The 13960-nt window shown below is 53.2% G+C and carries 11 protein-coding genes; 3 read left to right on the top strand and 8 right to left on the bottom strand.

Annotated features, from left to right (window positions below):
• The first annotated feature begins 3 nt into the window (after window positions 1-3).
• Genes hldE through gmhB form a run of 3 tightly spaced genes read left to right on the top strand, consistent with a single transcriptional unit; the run spans window position 4 to window position 3044 of the window.
• A complete protein-coding gene (gene hldE / locus WKJ04_RS05475) occupies window positions 4-1455 on the top strand; it encodes a bifunctional D-glycero-beta-D-manno-heptose-7-phosphate kinase/D-glycero-beta-D-manno-heptose 1-phosphate adenylyltransferase HldE (RefSeq protein ID WP_337879488.1) in 1452 nt (483 codons plus the stop codon).
• On the top strand, window positions 1456-2493 hold the full coding sequence (locus WKJ04_RS05470; protein WP_337879487.1) for a glycosyltransferase family 9 protein: 1038 nt from the start codon (window positions 1456-1458) through the stop codon (window positions 2491-2493).
• Window positions 2490-3044 carry a D-glycero-beta-D-manno-heptose 1,7-bisphosphate 7-phosphatase gene (gmhB, locus tag WKJ04_RS05465; RefSeq protein ID WP_337879486.1) on the top strand — a complete coding sequence of 185 codons (555 nt, stop codon included), beginning with the start codon at window positions 2490-2492 and terminating at the stop codon, window positions 3042-3044. Before WKJ04_RS05470 ends, gmhB begins: the two co-directional genes overlap by 4 nt.
• 183 nt (window positions 3045-3227) lie before the next feature.
• On the opposite strand, the gene WKJ04_RS05460 is transcribed toward gmhB, so the two are convergent.
• The 8 genes from WKJ04_RS05460 to WKJ04_RS05425 all read right to left on the bottom strand — a co-directional run bounded on the left by WKJ04_RS05460 (window position 3228) and on the right by WKJ04_RS05425 (window position 13579).
• The gene (locus tag WKJ04_RS05460; protein ID WP_337879485.1) at window positions 3228-3701 is read right to left on the bottom strand and encodes a peroxiredoxin; all 474 of its coding nucleotides are present in this window, start codon (window positions 3699-3701) and stop codon (window positions 3228-3230) included.
• A gap of 17 nt (window positions 3702-3718) precedes the next feature.
• On the bottom strand, window positions 3719-4663 hold the full coding sequence (locus WKJ04_RS05455; protein ID WP_337879484.1) for a DUF6492 family protein: 945 nt from the start codon (window positions 4661-4663) through the stop codon (window positions 3719-3721).
• A gap of 22 nt (window positions 4664-4685) precedes the next feature.
• Entirely contained in the window at window positions 4686-5438 is a 753-nt protein-coding gene (locus WKJ04_RS05450) for a class I SAM-dependent methyltransferase (protein ID WP_337879483.1), read from the bottom strand.
• A 76-nt stretch (window positions 5439-5514) separates the two neighbouring features.
• Entirely contained in the window at window positions 5515-7722 is a 2208-nt protein-coding gene (locus WKJ04_RS05445; RefSeq protein ID WP_337879482.1) for a hypothetical protein, read from the bottom strand.
• Between the two features lie 99 nt (window positions 7723-7821).
• Entirely contained in the window at window positions 7822-11376 is a 3555-nt protein-coding gene (locus WKJ04_RS05440; protein ID WP_337879481.1) for a M1 family aminopeptidase, read from the bottom strand.
• 9 nt (window positions 11377-11385) lie between these two features.
• A complete protein-coding gene (locus WKJ04_RS05435; protein ID WP_337879480.1) occupies window positions 11386-12279 on the bottom strand; it encodes an ABC transporter ATP-binding protein in 894 nt (297 codons plus the stop codon).
• A 123-nt stretch (window positions 12280-12402) separates the two neighbouring features.
• The gene (locus WKJ04_RS05430; RefSeq protein WP_337879479.1) at window positions 12403-12726 is read right to left on the bottom strand and encodes a hypothetical protein; all 324 of its coding nucleotides are present in this window, start codon (window positions 12724-12726) and stop codon (window positions 12403-12405) included.
• A gap of 1 nt (window position 12727) precedes the next feature.
• Complete coding sequence (locus WKJ04_RS05425; RefSeq protein ID WP_337879478.1) at window positions 12728-13579, bottom strand: hypothetical protein; 852 nt, start codon at window positions 13577-13579, stop codon at window positions 12728-12730.
• Between the last annotated feature and the right edge of the window lie 381 nt (window positions 13580-13960).

Raw genomic sequence — 13960 nt, 5'->3', positions numbered from 1 at the left:
GCCATGATCAATCTGGCGCTGCTGCAGCAGCTTTCCAAAGCGTCGGTTCTGGTGGTCGGTGACGTGATGCTGGACCGTTATTTTAACGGTGACTCACAGCGCATTTCGCCAGAGGCTCCTGTGCCTGTGGTGAAGATCAGTAAAATTGAAGACAAAGCCGGTGGTGCCGCCAACGTGGCGCGCAATATTGCCCATCTGGACGGCAAAGTGGGTTTGTTGGGCATTATCGGCCAGGACAGTGCAGGTGACAGTCTGTTGCAGCTGCTTGAAAGCGAACATATTGAATCGCAACTGGTGCGCCAGCACAGCCGACCTACCATTGCCAAAATGCGGGTGGTGTCCCGCCAGCAGCAAATAGTGCGGTTGGATCAGGAAGAAAGCTTCAGTGCCGACGATGCCACTGCTTTGGCTGAAAAATTCGCCGCTGTGCTGCCGCTTTATGATGTAGTGGTGTTCAGTGATTACGCCAAAGGTTCGTTGCAGCAGGTGCAGGCGATGATCCGCCAGGCCAAGGCCGCCGGTAAAACGGTGCTGGTCGACCCGAAACAAGCGGATTTAACAGTGTACGCCGGGGCCGATATCATCACTCCCAACCTGGCCGAATTCCGGCTGGCCGGTGGCCAGTCCGGCTCTGAACAACAGATGTTGGAATCCGCCCGCGCCTTTATGCAAAAAGCTGAACTGGGTGCCATTCTGCTGACTCGCAGCGAACAGGGCATGAGCCTGATCACCGCCAGCGAACACCACCACTTTCCGGCCCAGGTGCTGGAAGTCAGTGATGTGACAGGTGCAGGGGATACGGTGATTGCCACATTGGCAGTGATGCTGAGCGCAGGCTTCAGCCTGCCGGAAGCGACAGAACTGTCGAACCTGGCGGCAGGCATTGTGGTGGGCAAAGTGGGTGCCGCTACCGTGTCACCGGAAGAGCTGGCGCAGAAGCTGAACAAACATTTATTCCGTCAGGGTGAGCATTATCAGACGCCTTACGACAAAGTGCTGCAGCACATCGAGTTTGCCAAAAAAGCCGGCGAACGTATTGTGTTTACCAACGGTTGCTTCGACATTCTGCATGCCGGCCATGTGCGTTATCTGGCGCAGGCCAAAGCTCTGGGCGATCGTTTAGTGGTGGGGTTGAACTCAGACGCCTCAGTGGCCCGCTTAAAAGGGCCGCAGCGCCCGATTAACAGCCTGGAAGACCGGGCCACTGTGCTGTCCAGCCTGGCCAGTGTCGACTGGGTGGTGCCTTTTGGCGACAATGCCGCAGAAAACGACACCCCGTTGCACTTGATCCAGCAGGTAAAACCCGACGTGCTGGTCAAAGGCGGCGACTATTCCATTGACACCATAGTGGGCGCTGACTTTGTGTTGCAAAACGGCGGCGAAGTGCAGGTGTTGACCTTTGTTGACGGCCGCTCCACCAGTAAAGTGATCCGTAAAATACAGGACTTAAGCTAAGTGCGCTCTATCTGCATTCTGCGGTTATCCGCCATCGGCGACGTGGTCAATGCCTGCGCAGTGGTACAGGCCATTCAACGCCAGTACCCCCAAGCGGCCATCACCTGGGTGATTGGCAAAGTTGAAGCCAGACTGCTCGAAGGTTTACCAGGCGTACGTCTGGTGGTGTTTGATAAAAAGCAGGGCCGCCAGGCTTACCTGAAGTTAAAACGTGATTTGCAAGGTGAAGTATTCGATTGCCTGCTGCATATGCAACTGGCATTTCGAGCCAACCTGGCCTCACTGTGCATTAACGCCAAACGCAAAATTGGCTTTGACTGGCACAGCAGCAAAGAGCTGCATTCACTCTTTATGTCGGAACGTATTGAAGCGGCGCCACGTGGCCATGTGCTGGATGGCTTTCGTCAGTTTGCCAAAGCCATAGGTGTGGAATTCGGCCAGCCAATGTGGCAGTTACCCATCAGTGCCGACGACTTCAAGTTCGCCGCCAAAAAGCTCGACTGGCTGCCGTCGCCGAAAATGATGGCGATCTGCCCTGCCGCCTCCAATCCGGACCGTAACTGGCTGCCGGAACGTTATGCTGCAGTGGCCGACTATGCTGCCCGCCGTGGTTTCAGCATAGTGCTGTGTGGGGGTTCCAGCGCCATTGAACAACAGCTGTCGATGGACATTAAGCGTTATGCCAGCACTGAAATACTGGATTTAACCGGCCAGACCAGCCTGAAACAATTGCTGGCCGTGCTCAAATCTGTGTCTTTGGTGCTGGCGCCGGATACGGGCCCGACCCATATGGCTGTGGCCGTCGGCACACCGGTCATCGGCCTGTACGCTCACAGCAACCCGGACCGCACCGGCCCCTACCACTTTCGCGATTATGTGGTGGAGGTGTACCACCAGAACCTGCTGAACCAGACCGGCAAACTGGCGTCGGAGCTGAAATGGGGCACCCGGGTGAAAGGGGCAGATCTGATGCAACAAATCACGGTAGAACAAGTGCAGCAGATGTTTGACAAGCTGGTGCGGGAACACAGGTTATGAGTCAGCCGACCCGCAAAGCGGCCTTTCTGGACAGAGACGGTGTGATTAATATTGATCATGGTTATGTCAGCAGCCCGGACCAGTTTGAATTTATCCATGGTGTGTTTGACACCTGCCGTTTACTGCAACAGCAGGGTTATCTGCTGATTGTGGTGACCAACCAGTCAGGTATTGGTCGCGGTTATTACACTGAACAGCAGTTTCATCAGCTCACCGACTGGATGAAACAGCAGTTTGCGGACCATGGGGTGCAAATAGATGCCCTGTATTTTTGCCCGCATCACCCGGACAACGCGCTGCCGCCATATCAGCTGGACTGCAACTGCCGCAAACCCAAACCAGGCATGTTGCAACAGGCCATTGCCGACTTTGGCATCAACCCGGCACAAAGCCTGATGCTGGGCGACAAAGCGGCCGATATGCAGGCCGCCGCTGCGGCCGGTGTAGGCCGCAAAATTCTGGTGTTATCCGGCCAGCAGCTAAGTGACGAAGATAAACAACTGGCCGATGAAGTCTGGCCTTCCATTGCTGCAGCCAGCACTCTGCTTTAACCAGGGCTTGTTGACGTTTCGAGATTAAATTTTGTTCGCTCTGGCGGTGTTCTGAACGCGAAACGAGGAGCGAAGTTTAGTTATTCTAAATGAACGACGAGTGACAAAGTGCAGGGCGCCGCCAGACGAACCCGAGGGGCAGGTGAAAACCCGCCCTTACCAACACTCCTTACGATGCGCCGCTTACAGCAGCGCCAGCATCACTTCGGCTTTACTGACTTCAAATTGTTTGGGCTCATCGACCTGCAGCTGTGTCACCACGCCGTCGTCCACCAGCATGGCGTAACGGCGTGAACGCAGGCCTCCAAAATCACCTGTGTCTGCCGCCAGGCCAATGGCCTGAGCAAACTTACCGGCGCCGTCGGCCAGCATCAGAATATCGCCAGCGTTATGCGCCTTGCCCCAGGCATCCATCACATAAGCGTCGTTCACCGACAGACAAATAATACGGTCCACCCCTTTGTCATAGAACTGTTGTTGCAGCTCCACAAAACCCGGCAAATGGGCTGCGCTGCAAGTGGGGGTAAAAGCGCCTGGCACCGCAAACAGCACCACTTTTTCGCCTTTAAACAACTCGGCCGTGCTTTGCGTCACCACCCCATTGTCGGTTAAACGCTGAAACTGTACATCCGGTAATAGTTCACCTGGCTGAATCATGACTTACTCCTTTGTCTTCAGGACTGCACCCTGTTGGTTGCAGCCAATAAATTGCTGATTTCATTATCTGCCCGGATAAAGGGCCCAACTTTAGCCCAGACTTCAGCCGGCGCTAAAAAGGTTTTACTGCCCACCACACAAAACAAACCCGGGCAACGGTTACTGAAACTATAGGCGGTATCCCACTGCTCATAAGGGTGCGATTCATGCACGAGCAAACGCTGAGGGTATGGCGCTGTGCCGGCAATCACGTGGTACTGCTCCAGCAGCCCCAGCTTGCGGGCACAGAGGTAATACAGCGAATACTCTGTCCATTTCAGCATCAGAATACGATGCGGCAACCAGTTAAGCGGTGACGACGGAATATGCAGCTGACCAAGGAAATCGACCCAGTGTTTGCCGTGCAAACGGGTGATTTCCTGCTGCAGCTTTTTCGCCAGTTCTACCGACAGCATGGCCGGAGTCACCGTCATCCCCACCGCCGGGTCACCGACATTCGGGTTCATTTTTAAAATACGGGCGGACGACTTCCACCACTTGGGGTGCTGGGCGCGGAATTCGTATTGCAGTAAGGCTTTGCCTTCAGGCAACAGGGTCTCTTTGCTGATGGCTTTCAGGCAAATGGCATCAGCGTCAAAAGTCAGGTAGAACTTGGCCTGCATTTTAGAGGCGATGGCCAGTTTCACCACCTGTTGTTTGCGCCAGCCGCGCATTTTCGGGTAGTTGGCCAGTTCTGGCACCAGTTCATTTTCGGACAACACCTTAATGCCCAAGTGCGCCCAACGGGCAAAAGCCTGCTCAACAATGCCCACTTCGTCGGCGGGCACCACCACATAAAACTCACTGAATAAACCGGGTTCAGCAAAACGGTCCAGCGAGCTGAATAAAATATGGGCGCGGTTCAGATCATCCACCCCATAACTGCCTGTCACTTTCAGCGGCAGTACTGCGCCAATGGTCATGCTGTCTTCCTTCTCCTGTGGCTTAGAGTGCAGCTTTCACATACACATCAAATCTGTTGTTTTTGCCTTCCACCTGCATAGTGGGTTTTTGCCCGGCCAGAAAGCTGGCATACCCCGGGCGTTTTACCACGACACGTTTTTGCGCCAGCTGCCAGGCCAAAGGCCAGAGCGCATCGGCGTCTTCATCCGTCCCCACCACCTGATGAAAGGCCTGCATTTCTTTTTTCACCAGCGCCGATTTCTCCCGCGCCGGAAACATCGGGTCCAGGTAGACCACGTCAGGGGCCGGCAGTTCAGTTAAAGCCTGCTGCGACGGTGCAAATACCAGCTGCATGCGCTCTGGTAACCAGTCGGCGGTGTCCGGGTGCCTGGCTGCCCGGCGCAGGCCATCCGCCAACAAAGCTGCGACGGCCGGATTACGCTCGACCAAAATGACCCTGGCGCCACAACTGGCCAGCACCAACGCGTCCCGTCCCAAACCTGCCGTGGCATCCACCACGCTCAGGCCGGATTTTTTATTCAGCCCCACCGCTTTGGCAATGGCTTCGCTTTTCCCACCACCATGTTTACGCCGCCAGGCCGCAGTGCCGCTGCAAAAGTCCACCAGCACGTCGCCTTGTTTTGGCAATTCGGTATGACGCAACACCAAAGCCTCGCCATTCCAGCACAGGTACCATCCATCAGAATCAGACTGGACGGCCAGACCATAGTCTTGCTGAAGCTGCTGGCGCAAAGCGGCCGGAAATTCGGCGGATGGGGAAATTGCAATCGACATAAACAAACCAGTGACAAAAATGGCCTTTAGTCTAACGCAGAGCCTGAGGTCTGGGCCAGCAGGCTCTGCAACAATCTCAGGGGTGTGCAGTCATTTGATCTTGTAACGCTTTAATCAACTTACCCGCAGCCTGTTCAGCGTCCAGTTGCTGCTGCATCTGCAGCTGCGCATGGTCAGATAACCACCACCCCAAAGGGACATCACTCAGGCTGGGTGGCAAACGAAACACCAGGCTGTTCTGCAGCACAGAGCCCTGTTCTGGCTGGTACTTGAAGTAAGGCATAACAACAGCGCTTTGATTTTGAGCGACCAACAGCTGAGTGAGTGCACTGTAGCCCTGGCCCTGGCGCGCCGACAACAACCCCTGCAGCGGTGCCGTCAGCTCGTTCGCGACCATACTGCTGGTGTTGTCGGGTGCAGTTCTTTGCAGGTTGAGAATGTTTGGCTCCAGCGCCGGATCATTGCTGATCACCAGCGCTATCGGCACCAATTGCTGGCCATCCGGCTTTTTATCAAAAGCCCCCCTCTGTGCCAGCCGCGCGATCAATTGGCGGGTGACGGTAGCCCCGAAATTATCCAGATACCCACCGTCAATTATATGCGTTTTCGCCGACCAGCTGACTGCTGTGTCGCCGGTGCGCAAATCGTAGTTGATGGAACCGGCTGGCGTGACAAAAGGAAAACGGGCGGCATTGAGTGCTGCAGTGCTTAAACGCAGATCACAACTCAAACCTGTAGGGCTGCGGCAGCCCATCAGTTGGTAAACATCATAGCTTGCGGGAAAATCCTCCGCATCGACCGGAAAAGGCGCCGTCACCACAATAGCCCCGGCTTCCTGATGTGACCCCAGACTCAGCAACAAAGGCAACCAGGGGCGTTTTGTATCCTGGGCGGAAGGCCGGTAAAACTGCTGCAATGGCTGACTAAGACCAGCATCCCCCGCCACTGTAAATACGCTGGCAAAGCCCCTCTCCCAGGAACGCTCCAGTGCTTGCGCCCTGTCTTGCTGGTAAGGGTCAAACTGCAACGGCAAAAAGCGGAACAATAAATCGTTGTATAAAAACGAGGTGGTCACAGGCGTCAGGTAATCCTGGCCGACCGCTTGCTGCAGCTGTTGCTGCAATAACGCGCCATTCACCTGGTTTTGTTGTTGCTCGGCCAAAGCAGCGGCATAAAAGCTGTTGCCCACCGAACCGCCAGACACCCCGGCCAATGAAAATACATGAGCAGAAAAACCCGGGATTTGCTTTTCCAGCTCAGACATCACCAGGCCTGTCCAGTAAGACGCCCTTAAACCACCGCCTTCACTGGCGACAAAAAACACCGGCACCAGCCCAGGTCCTGCCTGATGTTGCTCCAGCTTCTGGCTGAAATCCTTCCAGGCCGCCGCTAAATCGGGGTAAGCATAAGAAGCTGAAGCGGCTGGGGTTGGGCACTGCAGTGCAGCGTCTGCACCGGCCGCGGTCAGGCAACGGCGAATCCCATGATTGTCGGTCGGCAGCACCGCACTGATCGCCAGTGCCGCCGCAACAGCCAGACTCAGTACAGGCACTGGTGGTTGCAGAATGACGCCAACCACCGGCCAGTTCCAGCACCAGCGGGTGACAAAATACACACCAAAGGTCATGCCGCAAAGCAGACTGCCCAAGCCAATAAACAAGGTATTGAAGGCCCCCAGCAGTGCCGCTGTTTGTGGCAAAAAGAAAATGGAAAAAAGCGCCATCAGCGCAGTAAAACCCAGACTAAGCCATTGCCAGCTGCGGGTCTGGTCTAAACCTGTCTGGCTCAGCAGCGCCGCGTGCCGCCAGCTTTTTCGGCTGAGTACCAGCACCAAAGCCAACAGGGCCACCAGCACGCCTAAAAATGCCGTGCCATACAACCCCCGGCTCACTCCCGTGACAAACAACAGCACTCCAGGTGCAACCGAATAGACTCTGGGTAACCAGAGGGCAGTTTGTGCACTGATAAACGCTGTGGGCCTGTGCTGTTCATCCCCCTGATAACCAGTGATCCAACGCTCTGTCTGCTGAAAAATATAACGGGCCGACCACCAGCTCATCAGCGAGAACCACAACAAAGCCGCTGCAGCGGACAAGGCGATTTGAGGGGAAGCCCAACGCAACTCGGCATTGAGCTGAGTGACAATATCCTGAGTCTGACCAATCAGACTGACCATGGCCCACATCAGCAGGATCAAAGTCAGGGTAAAAGCCGTTGCAGCAAAACCACTCAACCAGCTGCGGATGGCCGCCGACAAAGCCGGCTGATGATGTGCCAATACCATTGCAAGTTCCTTTTAATTAAACAAAACAACTTACTGTAGCTGAGATTCTAAAAAAGGAACAGGCTGGGGTCAGAGTCGTACTCTGACCCCAGGAGGGGGTTACAACTTGCGGATATTGTCGGCGCTGTCGCGGTCGATCAGGTGCACCAGCGGATCCACACCGACATAAAGCGGTTTGCTGTCGAGAATAATCTGCAGCTGGTTATCACCGGACACCAGACGGTGCTTCTGCAGATACAGGGTTTCACCTGCAGCTGCGGCTTTGTCCGGGTCGGCGCTGAAGGCACCAAGGTCCACCAGTTCGTCCAGTGGCTGCTCGGTTTGGTTGCCTTTGTCATCGGCGACCAGCTTTTGCGCATACAGCGTCAGGTCCAGCACAAATTTGCCATCGTCCCGCGCTGTGACCTTAGCGTCTTTCACCCGCAGGTCGTACAGGGTGATTTGGGTAAAGAGGTCGTTGATAAAGGCCTGTTCGTCCGCACTGGTATTCAGACTTAAATAGGTCACCAGGTCCAGTGTGGTCGGGAATGGGTCGTTGCGCAGCCGGTAACGCTCATTAAAGGCCTGCAGGTTGGCATTCAGCCGCTCTGCACCCAGCCGGTCTTTAATTGCCATCATTACCACAGAACCTTTCTGGTAATGAATGTACGACTGGTTTTCGGCCCGCAGCAGCGGCATTTCACCAATACGCTCTGCCGAGCGGCCCTGCAGATAACGGTCCAGTTCATATTTGACAAACTGACGGATTTTATCGGCGCCGTATTTCTGCTCCATCACCATCAGCGCTGAGTACTGCGACAAGCTTTCTGAGATCACCGCACTGCCCTGCACATCAGCCGCCCCGACCTGATGGCCCCACCATTGGTGCGCCACCTCATGGGCGGTCACGTAATAGACAGGGTCTATATTGTCCGGGTCGCGCAGGTCGGTAATAAACCCAATGCGCTCCGAATACGGCACTGTGTTGGCAAAACTCTGGGCAAAACTGCGGTAACCCGGAAACTCCATAATGCGCATTTGTTTATGCTGGTACGGGCCAAACACCTTGCTGAAGTAGTCGATGGAATCGCGCACTGACTCCATCATGCGGTCGACGTTCCAGCCGTGGGCCGGGTGGTAATACACCTCAATGCTGATGCCATTGTACTCTTGCTTTTTCACCGCATAACGGCCCGACACAAAGGCGTAGAAGTTCACCATTGGCTGGTCCATTTCATAACGGAAGTACTGACGGCCGTCCTGCTGCCATTGCTTTTGCAGGTAACCTGGGGTCAGCGCTATCTGATCAGCTTCAGTGGAAATAGTGGCGGCAAACTGAATAAAGTCACCGTCCTGACCAAAGAAGTTCTGCCGGTAGAACCTGCTGTCTTCCAGCTTATTGGCCCGCTCATTTGGCTGCAGGCCACGCTTTTGCCGTTCGTGCCGGTCCTGCAGCTCATAGTCTTCCTGGTAACCAAAGGTTGGCAACAGCGCCCTGTTATTAATAAAGGTGCCGTTTTCCACCACAGACGGGTCAAAACCGGTTTCGCGAATGCCCACCACTTGGCGCACCAGCTCAATTTCACCGCTGATGCTCTGGCCCGGCGCAATAGCAGGGGTAAAGCTGAGCCAGCTGGTTCTGAACCTGTCATCGCGCTCACTCAGGCTGGCGCCAGCAATACGGATACTCAGCTGTTCGGTATTCTCCGGCCAGTTCACCAGCACTTTTTCGATGGGCTTTTTGGATTTGTTTTGCCAGCTCAGCTGCACCTTGGCTTTGACTTTGTTTTCTGAAGGGTATAAATCCACCGCCGCATCGACCGCTGTAGTAACCGGAATGGGCCAGCCGGCGTACTGGATTAATTCTTTCTCATAATCGGCTTGCAGGTCTTGCTGCTGGTCAGCCGTTTGGTAGCTGTTCAGCACCGTGGTTTGATAAAACAGGAAGCTGCCGCTGCTCACTGCCACCAACAGCGAAGCAGCAATCAGGCTTTTGCCTGTCGCACCCAGCTGGTACCCCAAAATGCGCACGCGCTGTTTCAGGCTTTGCATCGGGCCGCGGTGGTACAAACCGTAACCCAACACAAAAAACACCAGGCTAATCGCGCCCCAGTACAGCATGTACCAGCTGTGGCTTTCCAGCGTCGAGCCATACTGGTTCAGATCCGAAAACGCCACTGAAGGCGAGGTGCCAAAATTCAGCAAACTGTGGCCTAAGCCCCAGTTGGACAGCACCAGCGACAGCATAAAGTAGCCGACAAAGAGCCCCATACCGACAAACTTGTTCGGGCTTAGTACTTGCAGGAAAAACGCCAGCACCACAGTCAACAAAGCTGGCAACCAGAAGAAATAGCCCAGGCGGATGGCGTACTGTGACAACTCAAACTCGGTAATACCCTGGACAGCCTGAAACACCACTGTGACGGCCGTACCCAGCACAAACAACAGCAGCATGACCGCGCCGACCGCCAGCAATTTGGCCAACCAGAAGGTCAGGTTGGGTACCGGCATGGTGTCGATAATATCGCCCATGCCTGAGTTGCGTTCACGCCAGATCACTTCGGCGCTGTAATACACAGTGACCAGCACCACCAGGAGCCCGAGCGAGCCGGAGATATGCTCGACCATACGCTGAGTCACAGGCCAGTTCGAGGTGCCATACCAGTCAAAATCACCAAACAAGGGGCCAATCAGCTGCGCCATCGCTATCAGACCGAGGATCACAAAGGGTGCAGTGAACAAGACCTGGCGCATTTCAAAACGGATGCGGCACCACAAGGCCGTCGCTCCGCCCCACTGGCTGGCTTTTTGCTGCAACTGAGCCACCGACACCACAGGCGTTGGCAGCACTTTGCCTTTGGCTTTTTTCAGATCTTTTTTCGCCAGGCCAGGCAAACGGAATAAACCGGCAGCCGCCAGCAATGCCAGGGAAATCAACAGCCATAAGCCGCGGTTTTGCAGCAACACACCGCTCAGCTCAATCAACTGACTGTTCTTTTCCTGAATGGTCCAATAGCGGGTCAGATCCAGGAAAGTACGGATGCCAAAAGGGTCCAATAAAGCGGCCAGGCTGCGGTATTCCGGCATACGGGCAAAAGTGCCCGACACCGCATAAAGCACCAGCATTACCACAGCCATCAGGTACAGCGGCATTAAAGAGCGGAATTTGGTCGCCGCCGCATAAAACAGCGCCGACAACACAAAAAGCCCGGGCACCGACAGCACCACAAAGTTATACAGGTAGAAGTACAGGTTGGTCGGGCCAAAGCGGCTGGCGTCGACCCAAGGCATCAGGCTGCCCAATAAAATGCCAATGGGCACACTCAGGTACACCAGCAGTACCACCAGATAACTGCCAAAAAAGCGGCCAAACTGGTACGAAAATGCCTGCAGTGGTTTGGTGTAAATCAGCTCTTCCATTTGGTGCTGGGCATTACGCACAGCGCCACTGCCGACAAAGTTCACCACAGCAAACATCGCAAACAGACTCAGGATCACCAGCGTTTGCGCAATGGCGAAGGGGCTGTTTTTCAACACTTCGCCACCGCCGCCAATCACAATATTGTCGGAGGTGACCGAAAAGAAACTGCTTAAAAACAGCAGCAGGCTGACCACATAAAAAGACGGCTGACGCAAAAAATAGCGCAGCTCAAAACGCAGCATGGAGACAAACATAAGGCCCCCTTAAGCCGCTTGTTGCTGGCGGTGGCTGGCCAGAGTAGAGAAATACACATCTTCCAGGCCGGCCGGCGTGGCCACAAACCCCTCAGGCGCGGTGTCAGCATACACATGCAGCACAGTGCGACCTGCAAACAGCCGTTTGGCTATTACTGGCAGCTGTTGCTCCAGCTCGGCCGCTTCTGCGGCAGACACCGTTTTGCTCCAGATTTTGCCCTGGATCTGGTCAATTAATTGAGCCGGGCTGCCCTGCTGCAGTATTTGCCCGCTGGCGAGCACCGCCATGGCCGGGCACAACTCGGCCACGTCATCCACTATATGGGTGGATAAAATAATGACTTTTTGTTCACCCAGACTGACCAGCAGGTTGTGGAAGCGGTTGCGTTCTTCCGGGTCCAGGCCCGCTGTGGGTTCATCGACAATCAGTAAATCCGGATCGCCCAGCAGCGCCTGGGCAATACCAAAACGCTGACGCATCCCACCAGAGAAACCGCTGACCGCTTTGTCTTTGTGCTGGAATAAGTTGGTGTGCGCCAGCAGGCTGTCCACCAGTTCTTTGCGTGGTTTTTTCTGGTGAAAACCTTTGAGCACCGCCAGATGATCCAGCAAATCAAAAGCACTGATGCGTGGGTACACACTAAAATCCTGCGGCAGATAACCCAGGGTTTTACGCAACGACTGCGGGTCGTTCAGCACATCGATGCCATTAAAGTGGATAGAGCCGGTGTCGGGTTGCTGCAGGGTTGCAATAGTGCGCATCAGCGAGGATTTGCCGGCACCGTTGGGGCCCAGCAGGCCAAACATGCCTTTGCTGATCGACAGGTTTACATTGTTCAGCGCTTTGACGCCGTTGTCGTAGGTTTTGGTTAAGCCTTTGATTTCTAACCCTGAGGTGGCCATAAGAAGCTCCGTGTTGTCGCCAATAAAACAGTCAAAGTAACACGGAGCCCACCCAAATTTAAAACAAAAATGTAACAAAAAGCCGCCTCTGGTGGCGGCTAGCGTCCGAAACACAATATTAGCTTAGCCGGAACATTGGGCCTTATCTGCAGATCGCAGAGATGATTGCAGCCTGGCCAGATCGTTTTTGTCAGATTGGAAGTAATACAGGCTGGACTCCAGGCTGGCGAAATACGCTAAAGAGCAGGTAGCAAACCTAAGCTGCGCTTGCTGCGCCGAGGCTAAATCTGTTGCCTGCACAGCGACATTGGCCAGATTGATCTCGGCGGCAACACCTTGCATATGGGAAGCCCTGACAAAACTTAACCCCAGGTGCAGGCTAAGCAAGCCTGTAATTACCGACCCGGCAACCCCCCCATAAATAAACCATTTATAATTATTCCTCATATCATCGATCCCCATCGATAGTATAATACTCACAAAACCTACCCTGAGAAACCATCCCAAAAGGATACGTACCTGTATACACTACACTGCACTTGTATGATATAGATGAACCCGGTTTGCGCCCATAATATCCACCACCATAAGAGTTTGATGCCCCACCTCGCTGTTCATAGGCTTTAACCACTGGATTACCCAAATCATCTACAGCAGTGTCCCATACGAAAACACCTGGAACACTAGAGAAAGGTGTAATAACATCGTATTCAACTTTAGAGCCATCAGGAAAATTTAACACGATTGAAATAGGTTTAATCTTAAACAAAAAATTTAGCGCCGCTCTTCTTGCATACAAAAAAATTCTGGGGGCAACTACAGCAACCCTTATTCTTTCATGAAGCAAGGCCTGCTGTGTACTATCATTAATTAGATCTTCTACAGAACCACTTATATCACCAGTCACTGGAAATGGGGTTCCGCCTTGAACTGCCACAAATTTCGCGTCGGGAGAAACGCTGGAAGAGGAAATATCATAACCAGCGCCCTGCGCATGCCAAGCAGGTACATAGTCCCAAGCTATTGTTGTCTGCAATTCATTTCTAAATGAATTATAGTCGTTAACAACTTGCTGGAACTCTATTGGACTCTGAACACTTTCAATCAATGTTTTATTAATTTCCCTATCATACTCCACTATGTAAGTATAAAATAAAGAGGACCTCAAATTAACCACCACTACCGTCCTAACATCATAAACATGCATATGACTTGGTAAAGGAGCATTTTTTGCTGCAACCCTGAACGCTCCTTCAACAGCACATGATTCACAATTAACTATCTCGTACCCCAAACTCAAATAATCATCTTCATTTGCCGATACAAAAAGTGAAAACACAAGAAAAAAACAGCGCAGAAAACTTCATACTCACTCCATTTTAAATTTAATGAAAAACCAAATAGAGACTAGTATCAAAAAAATCAATCAAGAAGAAAACAAATAAAAAATTAAAAAACACAACAAAAATTCAACAACCAAAATGAATATCTATCAAAAAAAACACTCAATGAAATAAGATAGATTAATCGCTTCCAACAAGAGAAAACAACACACTCCATTGGGCACCACAGAAAAGCTGAATTTCGTTTCACTTTAAGAAATGAATAAAAATACAAAAATATGAATTATTTATAAAACAGGAACAATATGATGTGGCGCTACCGAGGTTGGCGAACTCCA

It is taken from the genome of Rheinheimera sp., assembly GCF_037442345.1.
Classification (GTDB): Bacteria; Pseudomonadota; Gammaproteobacteria; order Enterobacterales; family Alteromonadaceae; genus Pararheinheimera.
This window is presented reverse-complemented; position numbering and strand designations above follow the sequence as displayed.

Coding starts and splice junctions, on each gene's coding strand:
- WKJ04_RS05435 (WP_337879480.1), bottom strand. CDS start 12,279: ATGGCCACCTCAGGGTTAGAAATCAAAGGCTTAACCAAAACCTACGAC.
- hldE (WP_337879488.1), top strand. CDS start 4: ATGATCAATCTGGCGCTGCTGCAGCAGCTTTCCAAAGCGTCGGTTCTG.
- WKJ04_RS05440 (WP_337879481.1), bottom strand. CDS start 11,376: ATGTTTGTCTCCATGCTGCGTTTTGAGCTGCGCTATTTTTTGCGTCAG.
- WKJ04_RS05445 (WP_337879482.1), bottom strand. CDS start 7,722: ATGGTATTGGCACATCATCAGCCGGCTTTGTCGGCGGCCATCCGCAGC.
- WKJ04_RS05450 (WP_337879483.1), bottom strand. CDS start 5,438: ATGTCGATTGCAATTTCCCCATCCGCCGAATTTCCGGCCGCTTTGCGC.
- WKJ04_RS05460 (WP_337879485.1), bottom strand. CDS start 3,701: ATGATTCAGCCAGGTGAACTATTACCGGATGTACAGTTTCAGCGTTTA.
- WKJ04_RS05430 (WP_337879479.1), bottom strand. CDS start 12,726: ATGAGGAATAATTATAAATGGTTTATTTATGGGGGGGTTGCCGGGTCG.
- gmhB (WP_337879486.1), top strand. CDS start 2,490: ATGAGTCAGCCGACCCGCAAAGCGGCCTTTCTGGACAGAGACGGTGTG.
- WKJ04_RS05455 (WP_337879484.1), bottom strand. CDS start 4,663: ATGACCATTGGCGCAGTACTGCCGCTGAAAGTGACAGGCAGTTATGGG.